Annotated in this window: 24 protein-coding genes; 13 read left to right on the top strand and 11 right to left on the bottom strand. The window is 62.7% G+C overall.

Features of this window, described 5'->3' with window-relative positions:
• The first annotated feature begins 122 nt into the window (after positions 1 to 122).
• The 5 genes from CXK91_RS16080 to CXK91_RS16060 all read left to right on the top strand — a co-directional run bounded on the left by CXK91_RS16080 (position 123) and on the right by CXK91_RS16060 (position 5215).
• On the top strand, positions 123 to 755 hold the full coding sequence (locus tag CXK91_RS16080) for a c-type cytochrome (protein ID WP_103457115.1): 633 nt from the start codon (positions 123 to 125) through the stop codon (positions 753 to 755).
• 181 nt (positions 756 to 936) lie between these two features.
• Positions 937 to 1566: a thiol:disulfide interchange protein DsbA/DsbL gene (locus CXK91_RS16075; RefSeq protein ID WP_103457114.1), complete on the top strand. Its 630-nt coding sequence runs from the start codon at positions 937 to 939 to the stop codon at positions 1564 to 1566.
• A gap of 6 nt (positions 1567 to 1572) precedes the next feature.
• Entirely contained in the window at positions 1573 to 2442 is an 870-nt protein-coding gene (locus CXK91_RS16070; RefSeq protein WP_103457113.1) for an endonuclease/exonuclease/phosphatase family protein, read from the top strand.
• The gene (locus CXK91_RS16065) at positions 2439 to 4286 is read left to right on the top strand and encodes a GGDEF domain-containing protein (RefSeq protein ID WP_103457112.1); all 1848 of its coding nucleotides are present in this window, start codon (positions 2439 to 2441) and stop codon (positions 4284 to 4286) included. Before CXK91_RS16070 ends, CXK91_RS16065 begins: the two co-directional genes overlap by 4 nt.
• 140 nt (positions 4287 to 4426) lie before the next feature.
• Entirely contained in the window at positions 4427 to 5215 is a 789-nt protein-coding gene (locus CXK91_RS16060; protein ID WP_103457111.1) for an N-acetylmuramoyl-L-alanine amidase, read from the top strand.
• A gap of 3 nt (positions 5216 to 5218) precedes the next feature.
• Here the strand turns inward: CXK91_RS16060 and CXK91_RS16055 are convergent, their stop codons facing one another.
• The 3 genes from CXK91_RS16055 to algB are packed head-to-tail and all read right to left on the bottom strand — an operon-like array spanning position 5219 to position 8779.
• On the bottom strand, positions 5219 to 5623 hold the full coding sequence (locus CXK91_RS16055; RefSeq protein WP_103457110.1) for a DUF1330 domain-containing protein: 405 nt from the start codon (positions 5621 to 5623) through the stop codon (positions 5219 to 5221).
• A 25-nt stretch (positions 5624 to 5648) separates the two neighbouring features.
• Positions 5649 to 7436 (bottom strand): KinB sensor domain-containing domain, encoded by a 1788-nt coding sequence (locus CXK91_RS16050; RefSeq protein WP_103457109.1) that lies wholly within the window; start codon positions 7434 to 7436, stop codon positions 5649 to 5651.
• Positions 7433 to 8779, bottom strand: a complete 1347-nt coding sequence (algB, locus tag CXK91_RS16045; protein WP_103457108.1) for a sigma-54-dependent response regulator transcription factor AlgB — start codon at positions 8777 to 8779, stop codon at positions 7433 to 7435. The genes CXK91_RS16050 and algB overlap by 4 nt, the downstream gene beginning before the upstream one ends.
• 309 nt (positions 8780 to 9088) lie before the next feature.
• Here algB and CXK91_RS16040 point away from each other — a divergent pair, with 309 nt between their 5' ends.
• The 4 genes from CXK91_RS16040 (at position 9089) to CXK91_RS16025 (ending at position 11865) form a co-directional block, all read left to right on the top strand.
• Complete coding sequence (locus CXK91_RS16040; protein WP_103457107.1) at positions 9089 to 9520, top strand: PA2169 family four-helix-bundle protein; 432 nt, start codon at positions 9089 to 9091, stop codon at positions 9518 to 9520.
• Positions 9521 to 9698: 178 nt separating this feature from the next.
• On the top strand, positions 9699 to 9935 hold the full coding sequence (locus CXK91_RS16035) for a hypothetical protein (protein ID WP_103457106.1): 237 nt from the start codon (positions 9699 to 9701) through the stop codon (positions 9933 to 9935).
• A 112-nt stretch (positions 9936 to 10047) separates the two neighbouring features.
• Positions 10048 to 10218, top strand: coding sequence for a DUF1328 domain-containing protein (locus CXK91_RS16030; RefSeq protein ID WP_003282841.1), 171 nt, complete (start codon positions 10048 to 10050; stop codon positions 10216 to 10218).
• Positions 10219 to 10635: 417 nt separating this feature from the next.
• Positions 10636 to 11865, top strand: a complete 1230-nt coding sequence (locus CXK91_RS16025) for a nucleoside recognition domain-containing protein (RefSeq protein WP_103457105.1) — start codon at positions 10636 to 10638, stop codon at positions 11863 to 11865.
• Positions 11866 to 11985: 120 nt separating this feature from the next.
• Here CXK91_RS16025 and CXK91_RS16020 read toward each other — a convergent pair whose 3' ends face one another.
• The 5 genes from CXK91_RS16020 to CXK91_RS16000 form a co-directional block, all read right to left on the bottom strand.
• Positions 11986 to 13008 carry an AbrB family transcriptional regulator gene (locus CXK91_RS16020; protein ID WP_103457104.1) on the bottom strand — a complete coding sequence of 341 codons (1023 nt, stop codon included), beginning with the start codon at positions 13006 to 13008 and terminating at the stop codon, positions 11986 to 11988.
• Between the two features lies 1 nt (position 13009).
• Positions 13010 to 14524, bottom strand: coding sequence for a tripartite tricarboxylate transporter permease (locus CXK91_RS16015; RefSeq protein WP_103457103.1), 1515 nt, complete (start codon positions 14522 to 14524; stop codon positions 13010 to 13012).
• 1 nt (position 14525) lies between these two features.
• Entirely contained in the window at positions 14526 to 14969 is a 444-nt protein-coding gene (locus CXK91_RS16010; RefSeq protein ID WP_103457102.1) for a tripartite tricarboxylate transporter TctB family protein, read from the bottom strand.
• Positions 14970 to 15057: 88 nt separating this feature from the next.
• On the bottom strand, positions 15058 to 16032 hold the full coding sequence (locus tag CXK91_RS16005; protein WP_103457101.1) for a Bug family tripartite tricarboxylate transporter substrate binding protein: 975 nt from the start codon (positions 16030 to 16032) through the stop codon (positions 15058 to 15060).
• 34 nt (positions 16033 to 16066) lie between these two features.
• Complete coding sequence (locus CXK91_RS16000) at positions 16067 to 17329, bottom strand: OprD family porin (RefSeq protein ID WP_103457100.1); 1263 nt, start codon at positions 17327 to 17329, stop codon at positions 16067 to 16069.
• Between the two features lie 181 nt (positions 17330 to 17510).
• Between CXK91_RS16000 and CXK91_RS15995 the strand changes: the two genes are divergently transcribed.
• From CXK91_RS15995 to CXK91_RS15985, 3 genes are all read left to right on the top strand, one after another.
• Positions 17511 to 18182 (top strand): response regulator, encoded by a 672-nt coding sequence (locus CXK91_RS15995; RefSeq protein WP_103457099.1) that lies wholly within the window; start codon positions 17511 to 17513, stop codon positions 18180 to 18182.
• Positions 18175 to 19575, top strand: a complete 1401-nt coding sequence (locus tag CXK91_RS15990) for a sensor histidine kinase (RefSeq protein WP_103457098.1) — start codon at positions 18175 to 18177, stop codon at positions 19573 to 19575. Before CXK91_RS15995 ends, CXK91_RS15990 begins: the two co-directional genes overlap by 8 nt.
• A 286-nt stretch (positions 19576 to 19861) precedes the next feature.
• Positions 19862 to 20821 carry a cation diffusion facilitator family transporter gene (locus CXK91_RS15985; RefSeq protein WP_103457097.1) on the top strand — a complete coding sequence of 320 codons (960 nt, stop codon included), beginning with the start codon at positions 19862 to 19864 and terminating at the stop codon, positions 20819 to 20821.
• Between the two features lie 67 nt (positions 20822 to 20888).
• Here the strand turns inward: CXK91_RS15985 and CXK91_RS15980 are convergent, their stop codons facing one another.
• The 3 genes from CXK91_RS15980 to CXK91_RS15975 form a co-directional block, all read right to left on the bottom strand.
• Complete coding sequence (locus CXK91_RS15980) at positions 20889 to 22469, bottom strand: methyl-accepting chemotaxis protein (protein WP_103457096.1); 1581 nt, start codon at positions 22467 to 22469, stop codon at positions 20889 to 20891.
• 126 nt (positions 22470 to 22595) lie between these two features.
• Positions 22596 to 22763 (bottom strand): hypothetical protein, encoded by a 168-nt coding sequence (locus CXK91_RS22750; RefSeq protein WP_181003961.1) that lies wholly within the window; start codon positions 22761 to 22763, stop codon positions 22596 to 22598.
• Between the two features lie 301 nt (positions 22764 to 23064).
• Positions 23065 to 24651 carry a methyl-accepting chemotaxis protein gene (locus CXK91_RS15975; RefSeq protein ID WP_103457095.1) on the bottom strand — a complete coding sequence of 529 codons (1587 nt, stop codon included), beginning with the start codon at positions 24649 to 24651 and terminating at the stop codon, positions 23065 to 23067.
• 601 nt (positions 24652 to 25252) lie between these two features.
• Here CXK91_RS15975 and CXK91_RS15970 point away from each other — a divergent pair.
• Positions 25253 to 26218 (top strand): TAXI family TRAP transporter solute-binding subunit, encoded by a 966-nt coding sequence (locus CXK91_RS15970; protein ID WP_103457094.1) that lies wholly within the window; start codon positions 25253 to 25255, stop codon positions 26216 to 26218.

Here is a 26218-nt window from a genome sequence, read left to right as displayed (position 1 = left end):
GTGGTGGTCGCCGCCTGATGCGGGTGCCCAGCGTGCCACTATAACGAGCGTCGCCCCGGCCGATGGCTGTGCGCGGCCCATGAGTTTCCCTTTAAAACCCTTAGCCGTAGTTGGATTAGCTGATGAACAAAGTACTCGTGAGTCTGCTGTTGACCCTTGGCATCACCGGTATGGCCCACGCGGCTGGAGACGCCGAAGCTGGTCAGGGCAAAGTTGTAGTGTGTGGCGCCTGCCATGGTGCGGACGGCAACAGCCCTGCACCGAACTTCCCGAAACTTGCTGGCCAGGGCGAGCGTTATCTGCTCAAGCAACTGCAGGACATTAAAGCCGGAAGCACCCCAGGTGCGCCGGAAGGCGTCGGTCGCAAGGTGCTTGAAATGACCGGCATGCTCGATCCGCTGAGCGATCAGGATCTGCAAGATATCGCCGCTTATTATGCCAGCCAGAAGGGAAGCGTCGGCTACGCCGATCCTGCTCTGGCGGCCCAGGGCGAGAAGCTGTTCCGTGGCGGCAAGCTCGATCAGGGCATGCCTGCCTGTACCGGTTGCCATGCTCCCGATGGTGTCGGCAATGATCTGGCCGGTTTCCCCAAGCTGGGTGGTCAACATGCCGCTTACACGGCCAAGCAGTTGACCGATTTCCGCGAAGGAGATCGCACCAACGACGGCGACTCAATGATCATGCGTGGCGTTGCCGCCAAGCTGAGCAACAAGGACATCGAAGCGCTGTCCAGCTACATCCAGGGCCTGCACTGACACCGTCGGCGGTCTGAGCACAAGGGCGTCGGGGCCAAAGCCTCGACGCCTTTTTGCGTTTTTGCAGCTGGCTACACTATCTTCGTCAGGCTCTGGCGCAGATGCATGAAAAACGCTGGCGAGTCCGGCCGTTTTACTGCAGCCTGTTGCGCCACTGGTCCGTCGTCAACAGGAGTATTTCATGCGCAATTTCCTACTCACTGCCGTTTTTACCGCTGCGAGCCTGCTCGGCCTGTCAGCCCAGGCAGCAGAGTTCCAGGCCGGCAAGGAATATGTCGAGCTGAGCAGCCCGGTACCGGTTGCCGAGCCAAGCAAGATCGAGGTGGTCGAGCTTTTCTGGTACGGCTGCCCGCATTGCTTTCAGTTCGAGCCGATCATCAAGCCGTGGGCTGAGAAGCTCCCCGACGATGTTGTGTTCAAGCGGCTTCCTGCCATGTTCGGCGGTATCTGGAATGCTCACGGGCAGTTGTTCATTACGCTGGAGTCGATGGGCGTAGAACCGAAGGTGCATGACGCCGTGTTCGCCGCCTACCATCAGGAGCGCAAGAAGCTCGCTACTCCTGAGGAAATGGGTGATTTTCTCGCGGGGCAGGGCATCGACAAGCAAACCTTCCTCAAAGCCTACAACTCCTTCGGCGTGCGCAGCCGCGTGGAGCAGGTGAAGAAGCTCGGCATGGCGTATCAGATTACCGGCGTGCCGGTGATGATCGTCAATGGCAAGTACCGCTTCGACCTCGGCTCGTCCGGTGGTCCTGAGCGTACGTTGCAAGTTGCCGACTTCCTCATCGAAAAAGAACGCGCAGCGCGGTAAGCGAAAATGTTGCGGCGTTGGAGCGCGCCTCGCCTTGCCGGGCCGGGGAAGGCTCGCGTCAATCCGCACTGCCTGGCCAGCAGCGGCCTGCCGGCGGACGGTCGGCTGCGACTGCTCAGTTTCAATATCCAGGTGGGCATCAGTACCGAGCGCTACCACCACTACCTGACGCGAAGTTGGCAGCACCTGCTGCCGCACCCTGGGCGCGCTGGGAATCTGAAGCGCATCGGCGAGGTGCTAGGCAACTATGACCTGGTGGCGTTGCAGGAAGCCGATGGTGGCAGCATGCGCTCCGGCTACGTCAATCAGGTCGAGCATCTGGCCCATCTGGGCGAATTCCCGTACTGGTATCAGCAGCTCAACCGCAATCTTGGGCGTTTCGCTCAGCATAGCAATGGTGTGCTCAGCCGGCTGGAGCCGCAGGGCCTGGAGGATCATCCACTGCCGGGCCCCTCGGGGCGCGGTGCGATTCTGCTACGTTTTGGCGAAGGTCCGGATGCACTGGTCGTGGTGATGATGCATCTGGCCTTGGGTGGTGGAGCCCGGGCGCGTCAGCTGGCCTATATCCGCGAACTGATCGGCGGCTACCGTCATCAAGTGCTGATGGGCGATATGAATACCCATGCCAACGATCTGCTGGAAAACTCGCCGCTACGCGATCTCGGGCTGCTTGCGCCACAAGTCGAGGCAACCTTTCCAAGCTGGCGGCCTCAGCGCTGCCTGGATCACATCCTGCTGAGTCCGAGTCTGACGCTTGAGCGCGTCGATGTGTTGGCGTTGCCGATTTCCGACCACCTGCCGGTAGCCGTTGAGATCAGACTGCCCGATTCACTTCAAGGTGATTGCTTGCCGGTACAGGTGCTGGAAACCAAATGAGCGAAGAAGCCGAGCGTTGGAAGGAAAAATACCTTCAGTTGGCTGAGCGGCAGGAGCAGCAGGAGGTTCGCTGGGAGCAGCGCGTCGACCTGCTGCGTCGCAGCCTGGTACGCAGCAGTCTGGCGGTGGAAGGCGCCGACCCGGCGGTCGAGCGCTGTCTGCACGAGATGCGTGAAATTCTGCGAGAGGGGGATCTGGATGAGGGGCTCAGCCAGCTTGTGCCGCGCCTGGAAAAGGCCGTGCTGGAGTCTGAACGTCATCGCCAGGAAAGAGCCGCTCATCTGACCGACGCGTTGCATCGGCTGGTTTCTCAGTTGCTGGGAATGCCGCTTCCGGCAGAGCTACGCAAGCCGCTCAAGCGCTTCGCCAAAGAGCTGAATCAACGTGCGGCCCGGTTGCGCGAGCTGCCCGTACTGCTCGGCGAATTGGGAGTTCTGCAGGAGCAAGTGCTGAGTCTGCAGAGCGCAACCGCGCCTCAGCAGAGTGGGTTCCTTAAGCGCTTTTTCGGCGGCCGCGACGACACGGCGGCGGTGGCGGTGGCGGGCGAGCCGCTGCTGGCGACTATTCCGACAGTCAGTCCAGCCGCCAGGGAGGATATCGCGCTGATGCAATTGGCGAGGATCGAGCCGGCAGCGGCTGATCCCGAGGTTGCACCGCCGAATGTAGTGCCTTTGATCCCTGCGCAATTCGATCTGATCGAGCAAGAGGTCGGGCGAGAGATCGAGGCAGAAGCCGAGCCAGAGCCCGAGCATTTGCAGGGCACCGAGTCTTACGCCTTGCCGGATTCTCCGGAGCCTGCGTACAGCGTCGTCGCCGAGCGCATTGAAGCAACGTTGGGCAACCTACTTGATAGCTTGCACCTGCCCGAGCAGCATCAGGCTCAGCAGCAGACTCTGCGTGCACGTGTTGAGCAGGGCTTGAACTGGTACGAGCTGGTGCCCTTGCTGGATGACCTCTCCATGCTTATGGTCGCGTTCGGCGACCAGGGGCAGCGGGAGTTCGAGAGCTACCTGCAGTCGCTGAACGAGCGCCTTACTGCGATGCAGGAAAATCTGCTCGCAGCGCATCAGGGCCATAGCGAAGGCCGTGATGCCGCCCAGGCGCTGGATGCCGAGCTGCGTGAGCAGGTCGGTGGTCTGCAAGACAGCATGCGCCAGGCCACCGACCTCAAGAGTCTGAAACAAGTGGTCGAGGCGCGTCTGGACGGCCTGTTGGGTACGGTCGACACCTATCGACAGCAGCGCAGTGAGCAGGAACAGAAGCTTGGCGAGCGACTGCAGCAGCTGGTCAGTCGAGTTGGCAGTCTGGAACAGGCGGCGCGTGGACTGCGCGGGCATCTCGAGGAGCAGCGGCAAAAGGCGTTGCAGGATCCGTTGACCGGGCTACCCAATCGCGCCGCCTGGAACGAGCGTCTGGATATCGAGTTTGCCCGTTGGCAACGCTACGGTGGCGATCTGCTGCTGGCCGTACTGGACGTCGATCATTTCAAGCGGGTCAACGATGGCTACGGTCATCTGGCCGGCGATCGAGTGCTCAAGATCATCGGCACCGAGTTGCACAAGCGGCTGCGCAAGACCGATTTCATTGCTCGCTTCGGTGGCGAGGAATTCGTTGTGCTGCTGCCAAATACTCCTTATGACGCGGGGCGGCAGTTGATGGAATCCTTGCGTGATTCCATTGGTAGCTGTCCTTTCCACTTCAAGGGGCAGCGCGTCGCTATCACCGTATCCGCCGGGCTCACTGCATTCACCGATGGCGATACCACGGAGCGTGCCTTCGAGCGTGCCGACGGAGCGCTTTACCGTGCCAAGGATGCGGGGCGTAACCGCGTCGAGCTGGCCTGACCGAGCGGCGTGGATCACGCCGGCTCGCCGGGTATAATCCCGTCTCATTTGCGCTGAGTGCTGCTGCATCGCGGGCGTGGCAGAGCTCGCATGGCATTGCCCATCTGCGTCATTTCGTCGTCGACACAGAGGTCTTCCTGATGAAACTCATCACCACCACCCTGCTGCTTCTACTGCTGGCCGGTTGCGCCAGCGGTCCGCGCATCGATACCAGCTACAGCTCGATCGGCCATGACAGCCGTGCTCAGTTCATCGTGCTGCATTACACCTCGACCGACCTGCCGCGCTCACTGGAGCTGCTCAGTGGCCGTGATGTCAGCAGTCACTATCTGATCGGCGAATCGCCCGCGACCATCTATAGGCTGGTAGATGAGAACCGCCGCGCCTGGCACGCGGGGGAAAGCGAGTGGAATGGCCGTACCTGGCTGAATGCCACTTCGATCGGCATCGAACTAGTCAACCGGGGTTATGTGGAAAGCGCGGACGGGCGCAGGCTTTGGTACCCCTATTCCGATGCGCAGATCGACGCGTTGGTGGTGCTGCTCAAGGACATCATGGCGCGGCACGACCTCAAACCGGGCGCCATCATCGGCCACAGCGATATCGCCCCACAGCGCAAAGTCGATCCGGGGCCTTTGTTCCCGTGGAAGCGCCTCGCCGACGAGGGGCTGGTGCCCTGGCCTGATGCCGATGCAGTCACCGCGCAGCGGATGCGCTATGCGTCTGCTGGCCTGCCGACCATCGCCTGGTTCCAGGATGCGTTGGCCGCGCAGGGCTATCGGGTGCCGCGCCATGGCCATCTGGACGACGAGACGCGCAACGTGATCGCTGCGTTCCAGATGAAGTACCGCCCGGCCCGTTTCGATGGGGAGCCCGATGCCGAGACCGCTGCGATGCTGCAGGTGCTCGCCAGCCAGGCCAAGCGCTAAAGGTCAGTAGCGGGTGGTACCAATCAGCCTCGAGTCAGCCAGGGCTGCGGTGCGATGTTCCGCAGCGAGCTGATATTCGCTGTCGCTGACCATTGCCAGGAAGGCTTCCTTGGATGAGTAACTGACCAGCAGCAGCTCGTCCCAATGCTCATCCGGTGGCGCAATCAGCGCGGCATGGGCCTTGGCGCGAATCTCTACGGCGCCGCCGCTTGCCTGAACCTTGGCCAGCGCCACGCGGCTGTAACGGGCGTAGGCTTCACGGCCGCTGCACGGGCTGTGATGGCTTCCGGGTGGATAGGTCGCCTGGTCGTTGTAGCGCAGCAGATTGAGCATCAGAATCGGCACGCCGGAAGGCATCGCCTCAACATAATCGGCAAGCTGCTCTGGGCTTGGGTTCAGGCTCGGCATCGGGGGCTTCCTCGAGGTGGCGCCGTCAGATCGGCAGTGCAACGTAGAAGATGGTGCCGTGGCCGATCCGCGAATGCACGCCAATGCGGCCACCATGCAGTTGAGCGATTTCCTTGCATAAGGCAAGTCCCAGTCCGGCACCGCCGCGACGACGGCCGATCTGCACGAACGGTTCGAAGATGCGTGCCTGCTGGCTATAGGGAATGCCCTCGCCGTTGTCTTCCACGCTGAGGATCATCCGCTCGCCATGGTGACGCGCCAGCAGACGGACTTCGCCACCCTTGGGCGTGTGCCGCAAAGCATTGCTCAGCAGGTTATCCATAACCCGTTCGATCTGCTGACGGTCAAGCATCAGGGTCGGCAGCGGCTGCTGCAGTTCCAGTTTTAGCTGCACATCCTGGTCGGCGGCGGCCACCTCGAAACGTTGGCGCGCGGCCTCGAGCAGTTCGGGAATACTGCACTGCTCGACCTCGAGCTTTTGCTGGCCACTTTGGTAGCGCGAGAAATTGAGCAGATCGTTGATCAGTCGGACCAGACGTTGCATTTCTTCGTGCACGGTGTCGAACAGGTCCGACTCGCGACTATCCGGCGGGTAGCGCAGGCGCTCGCGCAGCAGACTGAATGCCATCTGCATACCGGTGACGGGTGTGCGCAGCTCGTGAGATGCGCGCAGTACGAACTCGTTGCGTACGCGCTCGAAGGTGCGTTGATCGGTGACATCGTGCAGCACCATGACCGCTCCACTGATGCTGCCGTCGTGGTGGCTGACGGGGCTGATGCGCCAGGCTAGCAGGCGGCGTTCGCCGTCGGCCTCGATGATCAGGTCCTCGGGTGGATCGGACAGCGGTTTGTCGTCAAGCACCTGCCGCGCCGCTTTGTCCAGGTCCGGATAGCCCAGTGCTTCGCCCAGCGTCGAGCCGAGGTGTTCGTTCTCCCAGGCAAGCTGGCGCTGCGCCACCGGGTTGGCGTGCTCCAGGCGGCCGTCACGGTCGATGATCAACAGGCCGTCGTCGATGCTGTCGAGCAGGGCCTGCAGACGCTGCTGGCCGTTGACCAGGGCCTCGACATTGGTTTGCTTGAACTCGTGCAGCGCCTGGGCCATGAGCCCGAAGCGACGGCTCAGGGAGGACAGTTCGGCAATCGGCGGAGTTGGCAGGGAAATGTTGAAGTCGCCGCGTCCGATCTGGTCTGCCGCTGCGGAAAGTCGTTCGATCGGCTCGCCGAAGCGGCGCGCGAAACTGTGCGCGGTGATGAAGCCGATCAACAGCACGGCGATTGCCGTGAGGCCCAGCAGCCCCGCCAGCAGCGAAGCACGATCGCGACTGCGCAGCTCCGTATCGCGGATCTTGTCGTATGCCGTGCGCTGCATATCGGACATCAGGCTGCGAACTTGATTGAAGGCCTGGCTCAAGGGGTTGTCTTCCAGCAGCGAAAGGCGCTGATGCCTGGACGCGTCGGCCTGCTGAAGGAAGTTGGCATAGGCGCTGGCGATGGCCTGGAACGCTTGCCGATCGGCGTCATCCTTGGCTTCGGCGATGCCACGTTCGAGGGTTTGCTGGAAGCTCTGGCGCAGTGAATCCAGTGCTTCGCCTTGGCTATCATCGGTCAGCATGACGATCAGGTGGTTTCCCAGCGCCTGACGCAATTGCTGGTTGACCTCAATGATGGCGAAGTTATTGCGAATCAGCTGTTCCTGGCTCTTGGCCATCTGCATCACGCTGACCAGCGCCAGGAGCAGGCCGAGTAGGGCTACCGTCATCAGTGCTGAAAACCCGAGGAATAGCCGGGTTCGCAGCTTCATCTGGAGTTTCATAGGCCGTACTGCTTACGCTTTCTGTAGAGGGTCGAGGCATCGATCCCGAGGATGCGCGCCGCTTGTTCCAGAGTGTCACTGGTGCTCAGCACCCCGGCGATATGGGCTTTTTCCAGTGCTTCGAGGCTGAGCGGTTCACCAATGCGCGGTGCGTTGCTGCCGACCTGCTCACCAAGCCCGAGATGACTGACGTCGATCATTTGCTGCGGGCAGATGATGCTCGCTCGCTCGACCACGTTGCGTAGTTCACGGACGTTGCCCGGCCAGCGGTAGGTTTTCAGTGCAGCGGTTGCCGCGTCGCTGAAACCGCGCGCCGGACGGCCGTAGTTCTTCACAAAGAAGGCCAGAAAGCGTTCGGCCAGCGTCAAGACATCCTCGGGGCGCTCGCGCATCGGCGGCAGGTTGAGGGTGATGACGTTGAGACGATAGAGCAGATCCTCGCGAAACTTGCCCTCGCGAACCATCTCCTCGAGGTTCAGATTGGTTGCTGCAAGGATACGCACGTCAGCGCGGCGGGTGACCGGATCGCCTACCCGCTCGTACTCCTTGTCCTGAATGAAGCGCAGCAGCTTGGGTTGCAGGGCCAGCGGGAAGTCGCCGATCTCATCCAGAAACAGCGTGCCGCCGTCGGCCTGATTGACGCGGCCCAGGGTGCTCTCGGTCGCTCCAGTGAACGCGCCGCGGTTATGACCGAACAGTTCGCTTTCCATCAGATCGGATGACAGCGAAGGACAGTTGATGGTGACGAAGGCCTTCTTAGAGCGGCGGCTCCAGGTGTGAATGGCGCGCGCCAGCTCACCCTTGCCGGTACCGGACTCACCGAGAATAAGGATGTTGGCGTCGGTGTCTGCTACTTGCCGCGCTGTTTCCAGCACAGCCATCATCGCCGGGCTGTGCGAACCCAACGCATCACTGCGTTGCTTGACTTCACCTTCCAGCGCTTCCAGGCGCGCCGCCATCTGGCGTACTTCCAACTGCTTGGCCGCGGAGAGACGAAGCTGTTCCGGGCTGCACGGTTTGAGCAGGTAATCGGCCGCGCCGGCTTGCATGGCATCTACGGCGGTATCCACTGCCGAATGCGCGGTGACGATCACTACCCGCATCCAGGGCGCGAGCAAGCGCATCTGCTGCAACACATCCAAGCCGTTGTCTTCGCCCAGACGCAAATCGAGGAAGCACAGATCGAACACCTGCCGTTGCAGTATCGCTTCTGCTTGCGCTGCACTGGCTGCGGTCATGACCGTATAGCCGCGGTCCTCCAGGCAATAGCGGAAAGTACGCAGGATCGCCGCTTCATCATCCACAAGGAGGATGCGTCCGCCGTTGTCCGTCGTTTGGTCCATGGATGCTCCCCGTCAAAGGCGAATTCGGTCGCTGAAAAATATTTGATTATGGCGTGTCGAGCGCCCGGCGGCGCCGTTGCGTTGCTGGCGAGTGCTTAGTCTATGAAAAGTCTTGCAAGTTGCACGGTGCAGACAAGGCTTTCCTGCATGCTGCACACCATGGCGATCAACGACTTCTTCCAAGTGGCTGATTTGCCAGGGGCAGCCTCGGCGGGCCTGCTGGCATGCGGCTTGCGACGATTATCAGAAGGCGCCGCATCCCGGCACGCGGTATCCGGCGCGATCTGTCGCAAATCCACAGGAGGTTGTATGAACCAGTCCATGAACCAGCTCAACGAGCTGATCGAGATCACGCGCGACGGGCAGCGTTTCTACCAGCATGCTGCCGACGAAGTAAAGGACGTCGAGCTGCAGCATCTGTTCCGCGACCTTGCCCAGGCAAAGACTCAGGTCATCCAGGCACTGACCGTGAAAGTAGCCGCCAGTCACGAACAGCCTTCACAAGGCGGAACGCTGACTGGACGCATGCGAGAACTCTACGCCGATGCCCGATCGCGCATCGGCGATCACGACACCGCCTATGTCGACCAGCTTGAACATACCGAGGCGGACATCTTGCGGGCTTTCGAGGATGCCATTGGCGATGCCGAACCGGATGTCAGGGCATTGCTCGCCATCGAGCTACCAAAGTTGCGTGCGTGCCATGGGCGGATTCGGCAGCTCAAGGAGGCGCGTCACTAAGCGGTCGTGCAAAACGCCCGGCATAAAAGGGGTGCTCATGCAATTTGAGTTGACGCACCCCGAGTTGGCATCCGTAAGTTATTGATTTAAAACGGTTTAGCTGTGCCGTCTCGCCTGGCACGACACCTGCAATAACTTGGTCAACGAAACGAGTTGCCACGCTTAGAAGGAGTTGAGAATGGATCGCCAAGCCCGCGTGTCATTGGCCAGCAAGGGATTCCTCTCTGCTGCGGTTGTTGTACTGATCATGGGCGCCGAACGCCCCATGTCGCAACCGCTCAGCCAGGTGCAACAGAATTCAGCGGAACGAATCGGTATGTATGACGCTCAACCTATTGAGCTTGTGCGGACCGGTCAGAAACCGCAAACGATCGATTATCGCCAGGCGCCTGCTGAGCAGCGCTGGGTGTTTTGAGCAACGAAGGGGACGTGCAAGCGAACCAGCAAGGATGCGAAAAAAACATCGATGCCGATCGGGCTGATCTGATCCGCTGAGAACCGTTCCTGAACCAAAGAGGAGTCACACCATGCTGAGTTGGGCAATTACTTTCCTGATCATCGCCATCATCGCTGCTGTACTGGGCTTCGGTGGCATCGCAGGTACCGCTACGGGTATCGCCAAGATCCTGTTCGTGGTTTTCCTGGTGCTGTTCGTAGCATCGCTGATCTTCGGCCGTGGTCGCGGGCCGCGCGTTTGATGCGTCATAGCCGCCCGCAAGGGCGGCTGCATTTTGGAGTTGCAGCGGCATAGGAAGCCAAATTTGCCGGATCATGTTCGGCTTCGAAGATGATCCAAAGCGCGCGTCGAGTGTAACGGCTCTGCGCGCTCGACCCCTCAGCGGGGTGAACCAGGGGGTCGGGTTGTTCTGCCACGCGGAGCGACCTAGGGGTACATGGAGTGCCTCCTTTATCGGACCGGGTTCTGCGAGGCTGCTGCCGGTGGTGGCGCAACTGCCATCGCCGGCGTGCAGCAATAAACGCTACACGCGCAATACTGTCTAACCTCCCGCCTCGATGTCCCATTTCTCCCATCTTCTGTCTCGTATGCCGATCGGCGGATGACCCCTGCGCGCTCGCACCGCTATCATCGCCGCCAGCTTTGACGGGAGAACAACATGCTCAACGGCCTCTGGCTGGGCTTTTTTCTGATTGCCGCGATTGCCGCCCTCGCGCGCTGGCTGATCGGTGGCGACCCTGCGGTTTTTGCCGCGCTGGTGGAGAGCCTTTTTGCCATGGCCAAATTGGCCGTGGAAGTGATGATCGTGCTATTCGGCACGCTGACGTTGTGGCTGGGTTTTTTGCGCATCGCCGAAAAAGCCGGGCTGATCGAACTGCTTGCGCGCCTGCTGGGTCCGTTGTTCCGCCGTCTGATGCCTGAAGTGCCGGCCGGCCATCCGGCGCTGGGGTTGATCACGTTGAACTTCGCCGCCAATGGTTTAGGGCTGGACAATGCCGCCACACCCATCGGGCTTAAGGCCATGCGGGCCCTGCAGGAGCTCAACCCGCTGCCGAGTGTGGCGAGCAATGCGCAGATCCTCTTTCTGGTGCTCAACACTTCGTCGCTGACGTTATTGCCGGTGTCGATCTTCATGTATCGCGTGCAGCAGGGCGCGGAAGATCCGACGCTGGTGTTCCTGCCGATCCTGCTGGCGACCAGCGCCTCGTCCCTGGCTGGCTTGCTGGCGGTGGCGCTGATGCAGCGTTTGCGCCTGTGGGATCCGGTGGTGCTCGCCTATTTCATTCCCGGTGCCCTGTTGCTCGGGGGCTTCATGGCGCTGCTGGCCGAGTTATCGGTCACGGCGCTGGGCTCGTTGTCATCGCTGCTCGGTAACTTGACGCTGTTCGGGCTGATCATCGCCTTTCTGATCGTTGGTGCGCTGCGAAAAGTGCCGGTGTACGAAGCCTTCGTCGAAGGGGCGAAGGAAGGCTTTGATGTCGCGAAAAGCCTGCTGCCCTATCTGATCGCCATGCTCTGTGCGATCGGTGCGTTGCGTGCATCCGGTGCGCTGGATTTCGGCCTGGAGGGCATTCGCTGGCTGGTGGAGGCGTTCGGTTGGGACACGCGCTTCGTCGATGCATTGCCGACTGCGCTGGTCAAGCCGTTCTCCGGTAGCGCCGCGAGGGCGATGCTGATCGAGACCATGCAGAGCCAAGGCGTGGACAGCTTTCCGGCACTGGTGGCGGCGACGGTGCAGGGCAGTACCGAAACTACCTTCTATGTGCTGGCGGTGTACTTCGGAGCGGTGGGCATTCAGCGTGCGCGGCACGCCGTGGGCTGTGCGCTGGTGGCGGATTTTGTCGGGATCGTGGCAGCTATTGGCGTGTGCTACTGGTTCTTTGGCTGAGTTTGCTGCGGCGGCTGGAACAGAGCGGAGCGCTCGGCAAGGTGCCCCGCGCGCCACGTGCTGCCGATGATGCGCAGAGTGCTGATCAGCGGCTTGAAAGCCAGGTGCTCCGCAAACCGCTCAGCTCCAGCGGCGTTGCCAGAATCGAAACAGCGGCTCGGCCAGGAACATCACGAGAAACAACCTCAGCACCTGCACTGCTGTGACCAATGCTACCGAGAGCTGCAAGGCCTCGGCCGTCAGGCACAACTCGGTGATCCCGCCGGGCATCATGCCGAGCATCAGCGATACCTTATCCAGTGTGGTCATCCATCCCAGAGCGCCACCCAGCGCGGCGGCGACGAGCATCGCCAGCAGCGTGAATAGCAAAATGCGCAAGAGGAACGTTGGCGCACTGCGAAAGAACGGGCGGTCGAAATGGCAGGCCAGCGAACAGCCGATCAACCACTGGCCCAGGGCCCCGGCCCAGCCGGGCAGGCCGATGTGCAGGTCGAACACCACGCTGGCCACAGCGCAGGCAGTCAGCGGCCCGAGCATCCACGGGTTGGGTTGGCCTAGCCGACGCCAGAGCAGCGCCAGTAAGCCACCAGCCGGAAGCAGCAGCGCCAGCCAGGCCCAGCTCACCGGTGCGGGCGGCGGGGCATCCATCGATGGCAAGCCCCAGGTAAACAGCGCCGGCACGATCAGTACTACCAGCAGCAAGCGCAGGCTGTGTGCCGCCGCGACACGCGCAGGTTCGGCCTGGTGCCGATTGGCCAATACCACCATCTCGCTGGCGCCGCCCGGCATGCTGGCGAAGAACGCGGTGGCGCGGTCGCAGCCGGCGCGCAGCAGAATGGCAATGCCGATCAGGCCGAGCAGCAGGGTCCCGACCGCACCGGCGAGGATAACGCCGAAATGCGCAAGCACCTGTTGCATCACCTCGCTGGTGAAGTGCAGGCCTATGGCACTGGCGACGATCCATTGGCCGGTCTGGCGGCCGCGGGGAATTTCACCCACCAGCCAGCCACTGCAGCGCACCGCAATCACTGCCAATAGCGAACCGACCATCCATGGCAGCGGCCAGTTGGCCAGAGTCGCCATCCAGCCGCCGAGCGCGCCGATCAGTGGCGTCGCCCACCAGGCTGGCAACGTGCCCCGCATCTCAGGCCTGCGCCTCGACGACGTTGCCGCGACGACGCTTGAGATACCAGCGCAACCCCGGCATGGCCAGCATCGCCACGGTCAGCCCCCACAGCGCAAGGGTAATCGGGCTGCCCCAGAGGATGCCCAGTTCGCCAGCGGAGATCGACAGAGCGCGGCGCAGGTTGTCCTCCATCAGTTCACCGAGAACGAAGCCGAGAATCACGGCCGACAAGGGGAAGTCCAGCTTGCGCAGGATATAGCCGAACACGCCCAGCCCGACCATCAGTACCAGGTCGAATACCGTGCTGTGCACCGAATACACGCCGACCATGCTGATCACCGTGATGGTCGGCACCAGTACCCAGTTCGGCACGCTGAGCATGCGCGAGAACAGACCCACCAGCGGGATGTTCATGATCAGCAGGATCACATTACCGATGAACAGCGAGGCGATCAGGCCCCAAACCACATCGGGTTGCTGTTCGAACAGCAAAGGCCCCGGGGTGATGTTGTACAGCGTCAGCGCGCCGATCATCACCGCCGTGGTGCCGGAGCCGGGCACGCCCAGGGTCAGCATGGGGATCAGTGAGCCGCACGCCGAGGCGTTGTTGGCGGCTTCCGGGGCGGCCAGGCCGCGCAGGTCGCCGTCGCCGAAGCGGCCCTTGTCGCCGGCCATACGCTTCTCGCTCATGTAGGTCATGGCGCTAGCGATGGTCGCCCCGGCCCCCGGCAGCGTGCCGATGACGAAGCCGGCCACGGCGCTGCGCACCATGGTCCAGAACGTGAAGCAGAATTCCTTGAAGTTGAACAGCAGCCGGCCGCTGGCCTTGACCGCCTTCTGCCCGCTGTGGGTTTTCTCCAGCATCAACAGGACTTCGCTGACGCTGAAGAAGCCGATCACCACGATGACGAACTGGATGCCGTCCGACAGGCTGACGCTGCCGAAGGTGAAGCGGTACACCCCGGTGGTCGAGTCCACGCCCACCGTCGCCAGGGCCAGGCCCATCAGTGCGGCCATCAGTGTTTTCACCGGCTTGTCTCCCACCATGCCGCCGAGGCAGGCGATGGCGAAGATCATCAGCACGAAGTACTCGGCCGGGCCGAAGGCCACTGCCCACTTGGCCAGTAGCGGGGCGAACAGCACCACGCCACAGGTGGCGATGATGCTGCCGATGAACGAGCTGACTGCCGACAGTGACAGCGCGATGCCTGCTTTGCCCTGACGTGCCAGCGGGTAGCCGTCGAGAGTGGTCATCACCGCGGCGGCGTCGCCGGGGACGTTGAGCAGGATCGCCGAGATGCGCCCGCCGTATTCGCAGCCCAGGTACACCGCGGCGAGCAGGATCAGCGCGGTTTCCGGTGGCAGACCGAGGGCGAAGGCCAGTGGCAATAGCAGCGCCACGCCGTTGATCGGGCCGAGGCCCGGCAGCAGCCCAACGACGGTGCCGACGAAGGCGCCGAACAGCGCCACCAGCAGGTTGGTCGGTCGCGTGGCGACATCGAAGCCCTGCATCAAGAAATTCAGTGTTTCCATTTCAGCTCTCCAGCAGACGTAGCAGGCCAAGCGGCAGCGGTACGTCCAGCAGGTAATCGAACAACCCGTAGAGCAGCGCGCCAAGCAGCGCACCACTGATCACGCAGGGCCACAGGCGACCGTTGAACAGCAGACCGAGGGCGAAACCGGCCAGGGCGGTGCTGATCACGAAACCGAGAATTTCGAACAGCAGCGAGTAGGTCAGCAGAACCAGCACGCACAGCACGGCTCGTTTGGCCCTGCCTCGGTCGAACGCGGGCGTCGGCTCGCCGTGCGGCTTGAGCAGCAGCCACAGTGCGCCGCACGTCATCAGAAACAGCAGCAACAGCGGGTAGGCGCGCGGCCCAACCGGGTCGTAGGCAAAGGGCGCCTCGAAGCCCCAGGCGAGCAGGGCGAGGCCGGCGCAGGCGAGCAGCCACGCCGCGGCGAAGACACGTACGTACATGAAGGGATACCTCAGGATTCGACGGCCTGGCGCGGCAGCGCCCGAGCGTCAACTGCCCGGCCCGACAGAACGCGGGCCGGGCGTTCGGTTACTTGATCAGGCCGAACTCGCCGGCGAGGGCCTTGTACTCCTGCACCTGCTTGCTGACGAACGCTTCGAGCTCATCGCCCGTCATCGACAGCGGGAACAGGTCGCGCTGCTCGCGCAGCTTGGCGAAGTCCTCGTCGGCGAGCAGGGTGTCGAACTGGGTCTTCCACCAGTTGAAGTCCTCATCAGACACCTCCGGCCCCATGTAGAAGCCGCGGATCACTGGCCAGCTGATGTCGTAACCCTGTTCCTTGGCGGTGGGAATGTCGTTTAGCCGACCCGGCAGACGTTCATCGGAGAGCACCGCGAGCACCCGGACCTTGCCGGCCGCCAGTTGTGGAGTGACCTCGCCCAGGCCGCTGGAGGTGACTTGGACGTGGCCGCCGAGCATGGCGGTGAGTGTTTCGCCACCGCCTTCGAAGGCTACATAGCGCAGCTTCTGCGGTTCGATGCCTGCTTGACGTGCGATCAGAGCGGTCTGCATCCAGTCCTGGCCGCCGATGGTGGCGCCTGCGCCGAACACCACACTGGTCGGGTCCTTCTTCACCGCGGCGATCAGCTCATCGAGGTTCTGGTAGGGCGCATCGGCGCGTACCGTGATGGCGCCATAGTCGGTGCCCACGCCCGCCAGCCAGCGCACGGCATTCTCGTCGTAGCGACCAAATTTGCCCTGGGCAAGGTTGAGCAGTGAACCGCTGGAAAAAGCCGTGATGGTTGCGGGGTCCGCCGCGCGCTGGGCGACCACCGCGTTGTAGGCCACTGCGCCGACCCCACCTGGCATGTAGGTGACGCGCATCGGCGCTTTGAGCAGGCCGCTGTCCTTCAGGCCGCTTTGCGCGAGCTTGCAGGTCAGGTCGAAACCGCCGCCGGGCTTGGCTGGAGCGATGCATTCGGGGCGCTTGGGTTCGGCGAGCAACTGGCTGGAGAGCAGCAGGCAGGAGCCGAGCAGGGCGAAACGACTGAGAGCGGTTTTCATGGGAGTCTCCTGGAGTTCTTATTGTGGCCCGGGTTTACCAGATTGGCAGGCTGTAGCTGACGATCAGGCGATTCTCATCGGCGTCGCGGGCGAAGTCGGAGCGGAACATGGCGTTGCGCATACGGACCGCGACATTCTTCAGCGGGCCGCTCTGCACCACGTACTTCAGCTCAATGTCGCGTTCCCACTCGCTGCCGTTGTTGCCACCGTTGTATTCGGCGTTGTCGCCGGAAACGTAACGGGTCAGGAAGCTCAGGCCGGGAATACCCATGGCAGCGAAGTTATAGTCGTAGCGTGCCTGCCAGGAGCGCTCGTCGGCGTTGGCGAAGTCGTTGATCTGCACGAAGTTGACCAGAAACGGATCGCTGCCATCGAGGTAGGCGTAGCCGGTGTCGCCGCGCATCTGCTGGTAGCCGAGGCTGACCTTGTGCCCGCCCAGGCTGTAGCCAAACATGCCATTCCAGGCCTGGTTGTCGATCTTGCCGGCATTGGCTGCACCGGTGTCATCGCTGATCATTACGCGCAGATCCGCGCTCAGCGCCGAGTTGTCGGTCAGCGGCTTGACGGCCAGCAGGCCGAAGAAATGCTGGCGATACACATCGTCCAGTTCGCCATAGTAGTAACGACCGGTGAGGTTCTTGTTGAAGGCGTACTCGGCCCCGGCGAACGTCAGGTGGTCGGCCTCGGCGGCACTGGCGAAGCGGCTGTTCTTGTTGTTCAGCTGCAGGTCCTGGGAGTTGGTCGAGGCGCGGTCGATCACCTTGTCCAGGCGGCCACCGGTCAGCGTTAGGCCTTCGATGTCCGTCGAGGTGACGGTGGCGCCCTCGAACACTTGCGGCAGCGTGCGGCTGTCGCTGGCCTTGACCACCGGCATCTCCGGAATGTGCGAGCCATAGCGCAGCTCGGTATCGGCGATCTTCGCCTTGGCGGTCAGGCCCAGGCGGCTGAATTCGTCCGGCGTGCTGCCGTCGTCGTGCACCGGCAAGAGATCGGTGCCGGCGCGGCCGCCACCGGAATCCAGCTTGATGCCAAGCATGCCCATGGCGTCGAGGCCGAGGCCTACAGTGCCTTCGGTGAAACCGGACTGGACATCGAGAATGAAGCCCTGGGTCCACTCTTCGCGCTTGGACTGGCCGGAGCCTTCGCGAAAGTCGCGGTTCAGGTAGATGTTCTGCGTGTGCAGGGTCGCACTGCTGTCTTCGATAAAGGCGGCCTGAGTCGCTGGGGCCAGCGAGGCGGCGGCAACGGCGAGAGCGAGACGTGCAGGAACGGGTGAGCGTCTGACGGCAGTCAGCATCGTGTATCTCCACTATTGTTTTTGTTGTGACGGCGATATGCGCCGCGCGGGGTGGTTCGAGCCACCTATGAGCGATCCTAGATGGTCAAGCTTTCGCCAGCCTTTCAGTGCTCAAAGCCAGCGGCGGGGTGGATGATCTACCGCTACACTGGCGCCCCGTCGCCATGGCAGAGGACAGGCAATGCGAATTCTTCTGGTCGAGGACCACCCCCAGCTCGCCGAAAGCGTGGCGCAGGCATTGCGCGCCGCCGGCTGGACCGTGGACCTGTTGCAAGACGGCGTCGCCGCCGATCTGGCGCTGGCCAGCGAGGATTACGCACTGGCGATTCTCGACGTTGGCCTGCCGCGCCTGGATGGCTTTCAGGTGCTGGCTCGTCTGCGCGAGCGCGGCAAGACGCTGCCGGTGCTGATGCTCACCGCCCGCGGTGAGGTCAGCGACCGCGTGCACGGACTGAACCTTGGGGCCGACGATTACCTGGCCAAGCCGTTCGAACTGTCCGAGCTGGAAGCGCGGGTCAAGGCACTGCTGCGGCGCAGCGTCGGTGGGGGTGAACGCCAGCAGCGCTGCGGCGCGCTGGTCTACGACCTGGATGCACGGCGCTTCAGTCTGGCCGACGAGCCGTTAACGCTGACGTCCCGCGAGCAGGGTGTGCTTGAGGCGCTGATCGCCCGTCCCGGACGGGTGATGAGCAAGGACCAGCTCGCCGCCCAGGTGTTCGGCCTGGACGAGGACGCCAGCGCCGATGCCATCGAAATCTACATCCACCGTTTGCGCAAAAAGCTGGAAGGCCAGCCGGTACGCATCGTCACCTTCCGCGGCCTGGGCTATCTGCTCGAGGCGCTCGATGGCTGAGCCGGTGGTCGCCGGCAGTCTGCGGGCGCGGCTGCTGCGCCGTCTGGCAGTCCTGCTCGCCCTGCTGTTGCTCTTCAGTGGCTGGAGCGCCTACTGGAACGGGCGTGCCGCCGCCGACACCGCCTACGACCGCACACTATTGGCCTCGGCCAGGGCGATTGCCGATGGTCTGGTGGCGAACGATGGCAAGCTGCGGGCGAACGTGCCCTACGTGGCGCTGGACACGTTCGCCTACGACAGTGCCGGACGCATCTATTACCAGGTGCTGGATATCGAGGGCCGTCTGGTCAGCGGATACGATCACCTGCCGGCGCCCGGTGCCGATGTCCCGCGCACCGATGACTACCCGGCGCTGGCGCGCTTCTACGACGGCGAGTTCCAGGGCCAGGGCGTGCGTCTTGTGAGCCTGCTGCAACCGGTCAGCGAACCGGAGCTCAACGGCATCGCCGAGATCCGCGTGGCAGAGACCCTTGGCGCACGCGAGCGTATGGCGCGTGGCCTGCTCACCGATACCCTGTGGCGGGTCGGCTTGATGGCGATTGCCGCGCTGGTGCTGGTATGGCTGGCGGTCAGCGCCGCACTGCGGCCGTTGGGCCGGCTCAGCGAGGCGGTGCAGGAGCGCGCCCCGGACGATCTGCGACCGCTGCCGCTGGTCAGCGTGCAACGTGAATTGAAGCCACTGGTGGCGGCCCTCAATGGGTTCACCGAGCGTCTGCGCGGACAGTTCGAGCGCCAGGCGCGCTTCATCGCCGATGCCTCCCATGAGCTGCGCACGCCATTGGCGGCGCTGAAGGCGCGGATCGAACTGGGCCTGCGCGAAGCGGAACCTGCGGTCTGGCGAAGCACTCTGGAAGATGCCGGGCAGAGCACCGACAAGGTCATCCATCTGGCCAACCAGCTGCTCTCACTGGCGCGTATCGAAAGCGGCGCGCAATCCATTGCCGAGGGCGGTGCGCAGCGTCTTGATCTGTCGCAGCTGGCCCGCGAGCTGGGGCTGGCAATGGCGGCATTGGCCCACAAGCGCGGTGTCGCCCTGGCCCTGGAGGCCGACGCGCCGGTGTGGATCGACGGCGAGCCGACGCTGATCAGCGAGCTGCTGAGCAACCTGCTGGACAATGCGCTGGCGCACACGCTGACCGGCGGCAACGTGGTGCTACGGGTGCTCGACGGCGCCGTGCTGGAGGTGGAGGACGACGGCCCCGGCATTCCTGCTGCCGAGCATGACCGCGTTTTCGCGCGCTTCTACCGCCGTGACACTGGCGGGCATGGCGCCGGGTTGGGATTGGCCATCGTCGGCGAGATCGTCCGCGCCCATCGGGCCGAGATCAGCCTGGATCAGGGCGAGCTCGGTGGCCTTCTGGTGAGGGTGCGTTTCATGCCGCAGGGGGGCTGAACGCGGCGGAGGATTGCTGAGAGCCTGAACGATATTCGACACGATCGTCTATTAAAACGAACATGCGCGTCGCAGGATGTTAGGCTGCACGCCTGCGTCAGCATCGGGGCAAGCCCTCGTCACGCGAGCACAGCCGAGCCTCCGACTTTTCGTCTCTCCCTGCCGCTCAGGCAGCGGCCGGCCCTGAAGCAGGCTTATCGGGCTGCCCAGACCTGCCGTCCGGCAACCCTTTCAGTGCAACTCATCGACAGGCTGGCTGCACGCAGCCAGCGTAAGGAGTATCCACATGGGAGAAGCCAAGCAGCATGCCTTCTTCAACCTCACGAGCGAACAGGGTGTCCTGCGCACGTCCATCGCTGCCACGTTGTTCATTGCTGCGATCGGTATCGGTTTCGGTTTGGCCTCCGGGTCATTCTCGATAGCCTTCGATGGCGTCTATTCGCTAGTCGACGCCAGCATGAGCGGCCTGTCGCTGATGGTGGTCCGACTGATCACCTCTTACGCGACCGCAACCAACGTGTCGCGCAAGATGCGCGAGCGTTTCACCATGGGGTTCTGGCACCTCGAACCTATGGTCTTGGCGTTGAACGGTATCCTGTTGACGAGCGTCGCGATCTACGCGCTTATCAACGCCGTCAGCAGTTTGCTGGAAGGCGGCCGCACACTGGCCTTCGACTTGGCGCTGGTCTACGCCGTGCTCACCGTATCGGTCTGCGCCGCCATCGCCGCGGTCGAAAACCGCGCCAACCGCAGAATCGGCTCGGATTTCCTGCGCATGGACATAAACGGCTGGATCATGTCCGCGGGCATCACCACCGCCCTACTGGTGGCGTTCTGTATCGGCTTCTTCGTGCAGGGCACCACTTGGGAGTGGATATCGCCATATATCGATCCAGCCGTGCTGGCACTGGTCTGCCTGGTCATCATTCCTATGCCGATGGCGGTGATACGTCAGGCTATGGCGGACATATTCCTGGTCACGCCGGGCGACTTCAAAAGGCACGTTGACCGCGTTGCCCAGGCGTTCGTCGAGAAACACGGTTTCTTGTCCTACCGCGCTTATGTCGCCAAGGTGGGCCGCTCTCGCGAAGTTGAACTGTACTTCATCGTGCCGGAGACAGACGAGGCCAGGACGATCCGGCAATGGGACGCCCTGCGCGAGGAGATCGGCAACGCAGTGGGTGGCGCGGGGCCTGATCGCTGGATAACCGTTGTATTCACCGCCGACACCGAATGGGCCGACTGACAGCAGCCGGCTCCATTCACCCCGTGCCAGAGCGGCTGGTCGCTGCCGCCCGTCGCACTCCTTACCATCAGCCGCGGCGCCGCGCCCAGAACTGCTGCACCAGTTCCAGCATGCCGTCCGCCAGGTGGGCCACGCCTGAGGCACTGCACTGGCTGTGCCGTCCAGTCGCGACGTGATCTTCCGAGCTGGCGCGGATGCTGACGATGCTCTGGGTGATTTCTTCGCTGGCTGCGCTCTGCTGGTCGACGGCGGCGGCAATCTGAGTACTCATCGCGCTGATTTCGTTCACCCGTCTGTTGATGCCACCCAGCGAATGTTCGGCCTGGTCGGCATGGCTGACACTGTGCTGCGCCTGCTCACGGCTACGCTGCATGACCTCCACGGCTTGCCGCGCACCGGCCTGCAGTGACCCGATCATGCTCTGGATATCGGTGGTCGCGCTGGATGTCCGCGATGCCAGCTGGCGCACTTCGTCGGCCACTACGGCGAAGCCGCGGCCCTGATCGCCTGCACGCGCCGCTTCGATGGCTGCATTCAGCGCGAGCAGGTTGGTCTGTTCGGCGATGCCATGAATGACATCGAGTACCCGGCTGATTTCCTGGCTGTGGCTCTCGAGCTGGTGAATCACCTCGGCGGCCTTCTGAATGTCGCCGGCCAGCCGGGTGATGCTGCTGCCGGTCAGGCCGACGATCTCCCGGCCGCTAGCTGCTTCGCTGTCGGCCCGGGCCGCGACTTCGGCGGTGCGTTGTGCATTGAGTGCGACGTCCTGCACGCTGGCACTCATTTGCTGGATCGCCGTAGCGATCAGGTCGGTTTCCTGCTGCTGGCGTGAGGCGCTCTGGGTGCTGCCATGCATGGCGCCGAGCAGGTCGCGCGCATGATCACTGAGCTGCCGGCTGCAGTCGGCGATGCGCCCAACCATGGCTCCGGCTTCGGTTTCCAGCATCTTCATGGCGAAGGCGATCTCGCCGACTTCGTCCTTACGTCCGGTGTAGATCAGCTGGCTGACCGGATTGTGGCCGATCCGCCGGGCTTGCTGCGCCAGGCGTGAGAGCGGTGCCAGCGACATTGTTACTGCCACAGCCATCGCCCCGCCAAGCGCGAGGCCGGCTACCGTTGCTGCCACCGGGGTTGCGACGAGCAGGCTGCCGAGGGCAACACCGAAAGCCCCGCCGGCAGCGGCAAGCAGCGCCGTGCGCTCGCGCAGCCCCAGCGCGCAGCTCAGCGACTTACCCCCGCGACCGGCACGCAGCTGGGCGTAAAGCGCTTCAGCTGCCTGGATCTGCTCAGGCTGCGGGCGAGTGCGCACCGACTGGTATTCCACCACCTTGCCGTCCCGGCAGACTGGCGTGGCGAAGGCGCTTACCCAGTAGTGGTCACCGTTCTTGCAGCGGTTCTTCACGACGCCCATCCACGACTTGTTCGCCTGTAGCGTCTGCCAGAGATCGGCAAATGCCGCCTCCGGCATGTCCGGGTGCCGCACCGTGTTGTGGTGCTCACCCAGCAGTTCGTCTTCGGCGAATCCGGAAATCGCGACGAAATCCGGGTTGGCGTAGGTGATGGTGCCTTTCAGGTCGGTGGTAGACAGTATGTTCGCCGTTTCACCAACCGTTACTTCGCGGCCGCTGACGGGCATGTTGAGGCGCATAGACAGATCTTCCTTGGAGTATGGGTCTGAATACGCAAGGCAGTTGGCGGCGCCGCTTCTATTGGCGGTGCTCTCATCGGATGGGTCGGTGCATCCGTATACATCGGGTGTGTTACCAGGCGGCGATCAATCGCCCTCTTTGTTGCTCCCCGCATCCATTTCCAGCTGTTCGAGCAGGTCGATCAGGCGCTGGCGCAGCTGGCCGAGCTCGCGGGACTTGAACGAGCGGCGGGTGCGTTCCAGCACCTCAATGGTTTCTTCCAGCGCGGTGCGCAGGGTTTCTTCGGTCAGCATTGCTTCTTCTTCATACGATCACATGCAGGTTGGGTGCCGGTTCTGCCGGGGCGTACGTCGCGTGCCAGCTTGTTCGAACCCAAAAATAAAGGCGCCAGTCGTGGTGCATCCCTGTGGAATGTCACGGCTGGCGCCTTAGCTATCAGGTCCGGTTGTCCTGAGCGGTAAAGCAGCTTTCGCATCTGGCGAAACTAATGGCATTTTGCCTTCACCTGCGTGCCGTAACAAGTCTGCGATGCGGCTGAACGGGCGCCCATCAGCTGTGGTTCTCATGCACCATTCGGAGTCGCCGTCGGCACGTTCAGGTGCGCCTGCGGGTCCAGAATTGCTGGACCAGCATTTCCATGCTGTCTGCCAGTTGAGCAACGCCCGACGCGCTCTGCCGGCTGCGTAAGCCGCTCGCCACGTGTTGGTCGGAGCCGCTACGAATGCTCACGATGTTCTGGTTGATGTGCTCGCTGACCGCGCTTTGCTGCTCGACTGCCGCGGCGATCTGAATGCTCATCTCGCTGATCTCGTTGACCCGGCTATTGATGCCCTGCAACGAACAAGCTGCCTGCGCGGCCTGTTCGACGCTCTGCATGGCCTGCTCGCGACTGCGCTGCATGACGTCCACCGCCTGGCGGGCGCCGCCTTGTAGCGCGCTGATCATGCTGTTGATCTCTTGCGTTGACTTCTGGGTGCGCGAGGCCAGGTTGCGCACCTCATCGGCGACCACGGCGAATCCGCGTCCCTGTTCGCCAGCGCGGGCGGCCTCGATGGCCGCGTTCAACGCCAGCAGGTTGGTCTGCTCGGCGATACCGCGAATGACGTCCAGCACCTTGGTGATGTCATTGCTGTGCCCCTCCAGCTCGTGGATCACCTCGCCGGCTCGCTGAATATCCTGAGCCAGCTGACCAATGGCGGCGCCGGTACGGTTGACCACCTCGGTGCCGGTTGCTGCTTCGCTGTTGGCGCGGCTGGCCGCCTCCGCGGTGCGTTGGGCATTGTTTGCCACTTCCTGCACGCTGGCTGCCATCTGGTTGATCGCCGTTGCCACTTGGTCGGTTTCGCTCTGCTGGCGCGAAGCGCTCTTACTGCTGCTCTCCATGGCACCGAGCAGTTCCTGGGCGTGTTCGCTTAGCTGACGCGAGGTGTCGCCGATGCGGCCGACCATTGCGCCAGCTTCGGTTTCCAGCATCTTCATGGCGAAGGCGATCTGGCCGTACTCGTCGCGGCGCCCGGCATAGATCAGCTGCCCCACCGCGTTGTCGCCCACCTGACGGGCCTGCTCGGCGAGCCGCTGCAGCGGAGCCAGGGCCATATAGGCCAGGCCGCTCGCGCCAATCGCCGCTGCTGCTGCGGTGGCTAAGGCGGCGGCAAGGTCGACGCCGCTCAACAGCATGCCCACGACAACACATGGCGCAGCGCCCAATGCGGCGAGCATGGTGACACGGCCTCGGGCGCTGAGCGGTGCACGGCGCAGTGCCGCCGGTGGGCGCTTGCCGCGCAGCTGCGCATATAGCTGCTCGGCTGCGGCAACCTGAGCCGGCAGAGGTTTGGTCCGTACCGACTGGTACTCCATGACCCGACCGTTGCGGCTGATCGGCGTGACGAACGCGCTGACCCAGTAGTGATCGCCGTTCTTGCATCGATTCTTCACCATGCCCATCCACGACGTGCCGGCGCGTACGCAGCCCCACAGGTCGCCGAATGCTTCGGTGGGCATATCCGGATGGCGGACGATGTTGTGGTGTTGACCGATCAGCTCGCTTTCTTCAAAACCGCTGATCTTGATGAAATCCGGATTTACATAGGTGATGTCACCATTGAGATCCGTGGTGGACAGGATGTTGGCGGTGTCGCTGATGGAAACGTCGCGGCCAGTGACCGGGAGGTTCATGCGCATGGTGGTGAACTCGTGTGATTCGTGTTGCTCTGTTCCGCCACGGACGTCTCGGTCGATGCACGTTCAAGGTGCTTCGCGCGCTTCCTGCGATTTTGTCACCCAGTGGTGATCGGTTCCTTGCTTCGGACGGCCCTACGGGTCGTTTTGTATCGGTTTTGTTTCGCCGAAAACGGGCACGAAAAAAGCGCCAGCATTGATCCATCCCCTGGATGGTCCCTGTGGCGCTTCAGTCGGCGGCCCGCGGTCCTGTCCGATCAGCATGCCTCCTCATCTAGAGGCCGATGGCATATTGATATCGCTGGTTGCGCCGCACAATGCTACTGAAGTCCTACTCCGCTGGTCGGGTTTGCCTGCAGCTGGCTAGGCGCCATCAATCTTGTACAGATAGTACGTTATGTATAGGTGATGTACAGAAAAATATGCACCGCCTCTCGCAACCCTTTTTCCGCCATCCGGTCCTAGCAATGGTCACGAGCATTGCTGGATCGGCATGGCGGGGTTCGTAGGCTGTCCCCAAAGCGGCCGCCTGCTAGACTCAAGTTCCGCGCAGACTCACAAGGGATGCCCGGGAATCCGAAAACAACCAAAAAGGAGTGCATCCATGAAAGGCAAATCCTTGGCATGGATCTTTACCGCCGCTCTGGCGGGAACCGGCCTGAGCGCAGTGGCACAGGCGCAAGAGAAGTTCGTTACCATCGGCACAGGCGGTCAGACCGGCGTTTATTACGTTGCCGGGCAATCGATCTGCCGCTTCGTCAATCGCAATGCGGAAAACATCAAGTGCAACGCGCCGGCTAGCGGCGGCGGCGTGGCTAACGTCAACGGCCTGCGCAGTGGCGAATTCAACTTCGGCATCATGCAGTCCGATCACCAGTACAAGGCAATGGAAGGCGTCACCCCCTTCGAGAAAGAAGGGAAGATGGACGACATCCGGGCTGTGTTCTCTCTGCAGAGCGAAGTATTCACCGTACTCGCGCGCCGCAGCGCCAACATCAAGGGTCTCGATGACCTCAAGGGCAAGCGTGTCAACATCGGTAACCCCGGTTCCGGGCAGCGCGATACCCTCGAAGAAATCATGGCCGTCAAAGGCTGGGACAAGTCGGTCTTCTCCCTCGCTGCCGAGCTCAAGCCGGCCGAGCAGGCCAGTGCTCTGGGCGACAACAACATCGATGCCATGACCTACTTCGTCGGTCACCCCAATGGTGCGATCCAGGAAGCGACCACCACTACAGACGCGGTGCTGGTACCGATCACGGGTCCCGAGATCGACAAGCTGCTGGAGGAGAAGAGCTACTACACCAAGGCCGAGATCCCGGGCGGCCTGTACAAGGGCAACGACAAGGCGACCCAGTCCATCGGTGGCAAGGCCGTACTGTCCACCACCGCCAAGGTCGATGCCGAAGTGGTCTATCAGCTGGTCAAGTCGGTGTTCGAGAACATCGAGCGCTTCCAGCGTCTGCATCCGGCGTTCAAAGACCTCAAGCCGGAAGAGATGATCGAAGTCGGCCTGAGCGCACCGCTGCATGAAGGCGCCGAGCGTTACTACAAGGAACGCGGCTGGTTGTAA

This window comes from Stutzerimonas stutzeri, assembly GCF_002909485.1.
Classification (GTDB): domain Bacteria; phylum Pseudomonadota; class Gammaproteobacteria; order Pseudomonadales; family Pseudomonadaceae; genus Stutzerimonas; species Stutzerimonas stutzeri_AH.
This window is presented reverse-complemented; position numbering and strand designations above follow the sequence as displayed.

What these genes read in the sequence shown, in the direction of transcription:
- CXK91_RS16065 (WP_103457112.1), top strand. Translation starts at nt 2,439, where the DNA reads ATGAGCGAAGAAGCCGAGCGTTGGAAGGAAAAATACCTTCAGTTGGCT.
- CXK91_RS16015 (WP_103457103.1), bottom strand. Translation starts at nt 14,524, where the DNA reads ATGGAAACACTGAATTTCTTGATGCAGGGCTTCGATGTCGCCACGCGA.
- CXK91_RS16075 (WP_103457114.1), top strand. Translation starts at nt 937, where the DNA reads ATGCGCAATTTCCTACTCACTGCCGTTTTTACCGCTGCGAGCCTGCTC.
- CXK91_RS16005 (WP_103457101.1), bottom strand. Translation starts at nt 16,032, where the DNA reads ATGAAAACCGCTCTCAGTCGTTTCGCCCTGCTCGGCTCCTGCCTGCTG.
- CXK91_RS22750 (WP_181003961.1), bottom strand. Translation starts at nt 22,763, where the DNA reads ATGCTGACCGAAGAAACCCTGCGCACCGCGCTGGAAGAAACCATTGAG.
- CXK91_RS16035 (WP_103457106.1), top strand. Translation starts at nt 9,699, where the DNA reads ATGGATCGCCAAGCCCGCGTGTCATTGGCCAGCAAGGGATTCCTCTCT.
- CXK91_RS16000 (WP_103457100.1), bottom strand. Translation starts at nt 17,329, where the DNA reads ATGCTGACTGCCGTCAGACGCTCACCCGTTCCTGCACGTCTCGCTCTC.
- CXK91_RS16080 (WP_103457115.1), top strand. Translation starts at nt 123, where the DNA reads ATGAACAAAGTACTCGTGAGTCTGCTGTTGACCCTTGGCATCACCGGT.
- CXK91_RS16060 (WP_103457111.1), top strand. Translation starts at nt 4,427, where the DNA reads ATGAAACTCATCACCACCACCCTGCTGCTTCTACTGCTGGCCGGTTGC.
- CXK91_RS15990 (WP_103457098.1), top strand. Translation starts at nt 18,175, where the DNA reads ATGGCTGAGCCGGTGGTCGCCGGCAGTCTGCGGGCGCGGCTGCTGCGC.
- CXK91_RS16010 (WP_103457102.1), bottom strand. Translation starts at nt 14,969, where the DNA reads ATGTACGTACGTGTCTTCGCCGCGGCGTGGCTGCTCGCCTGCGCCGGC.
- CXK91_RS15985 (WP_103457097.1), top strand. Translation starts at nt 19,862, where the DNA reads ATGGGAGAAGCCAAGCAGCATGCCTTCTTCAACCTCACGAGCGAACAG.
- CXK91_RS15995 (WP_103457099.1), top strand. Translation starts at nt 17,511, where the DNA reads ATGCGAATTCTTCTGGTCGAGGACCACCCCCAGCTCGCCGAAAGCGTG.
- CXK91_RS16020 (WP_103457104.1), bottom strand. Translation starts at nt 13,008, where the DNA reads ATGCGGGGCACGTTGCCAGCCTGGTGGGCGACGCCACTGATCGGCGCG.
- CXK91_RS15970 (WP_103457094.1), top strand. Translation starts at nt 25,253, where the DNA reads ATGAAAGGCAAATCCTTGGCATGGATCTTTACCGCCGCTCTGGCGGGA.
- CXK91_RS16030 (WP_003282841.1), top strand. Translation starts at nt 10,048, where the DNA reads ATGCTGAGTTGGGCAATTACTTTCCTGATCATCGCCATCATCGCTGCT.
- algB (WP_103457108.1), bottom strand. Translation starts at nt 8,779, where the DNA reads ATGGACCAAACGACGGACAACGGCGGACGCATCCTCCTTGTGGATGAT.
- CXK91_RS15980 (WP_103457096.1), bottom strand. Translation starts at nt 22,469, where the DNA reads ATGCGCCTCAACATGCCCGTCAGCGGCCGCGAAGTAACGGTTGGTGAA.
- CXK91_RS16040 (WP_103457107.1), top strand. Translation starts at nt 9,089, where the DNA reads ATGAACCAGTCCATGAACCAGCTCAACGAGCTGATCGAGATCACGCGC.
- CXK91_RS16025 (WP_103457105.1), top strand. Translation starts at nt 10,636, where the DNA reads ATGCTCAACGGCCTCTGGCTGGGCTTTTTTCTGATTGCCGCGATTGCC.
- CXK91_RS16070 (WP_103457113.1), top strand. Translation starts at nt 1,573, where the DNA reads ATGTTGCGGCGTTGGAGCGCGCCTCGCCTTGCCGGGCCGGGGAAGGCT.
- CXK91_RS16050 (WP_103457109.1), bottom strand. Translation starts at nt 7,436, where the DNA reads ATGAAACTCCAGATGAAGCTGCGAACCCGGCTATTCCTCGGGTTTTCA.
- CXK91_RS15975 (WP_103457095.1), bottom strand. Translation starts at nt 24,651, where the DNA reads ATGCGCATGAACCTCCCGGTCACTGGCCGCGACGTTTCCATCAGCGAC.
- CXK91_RS16055 (WP_103457110.1), bottom strand. Translation starts at nt 5,623, where the DNA reads ATGCCGAGCCTGAACCCAAGCCCAGAGCAGCTTGCCGATTATGTTGAG.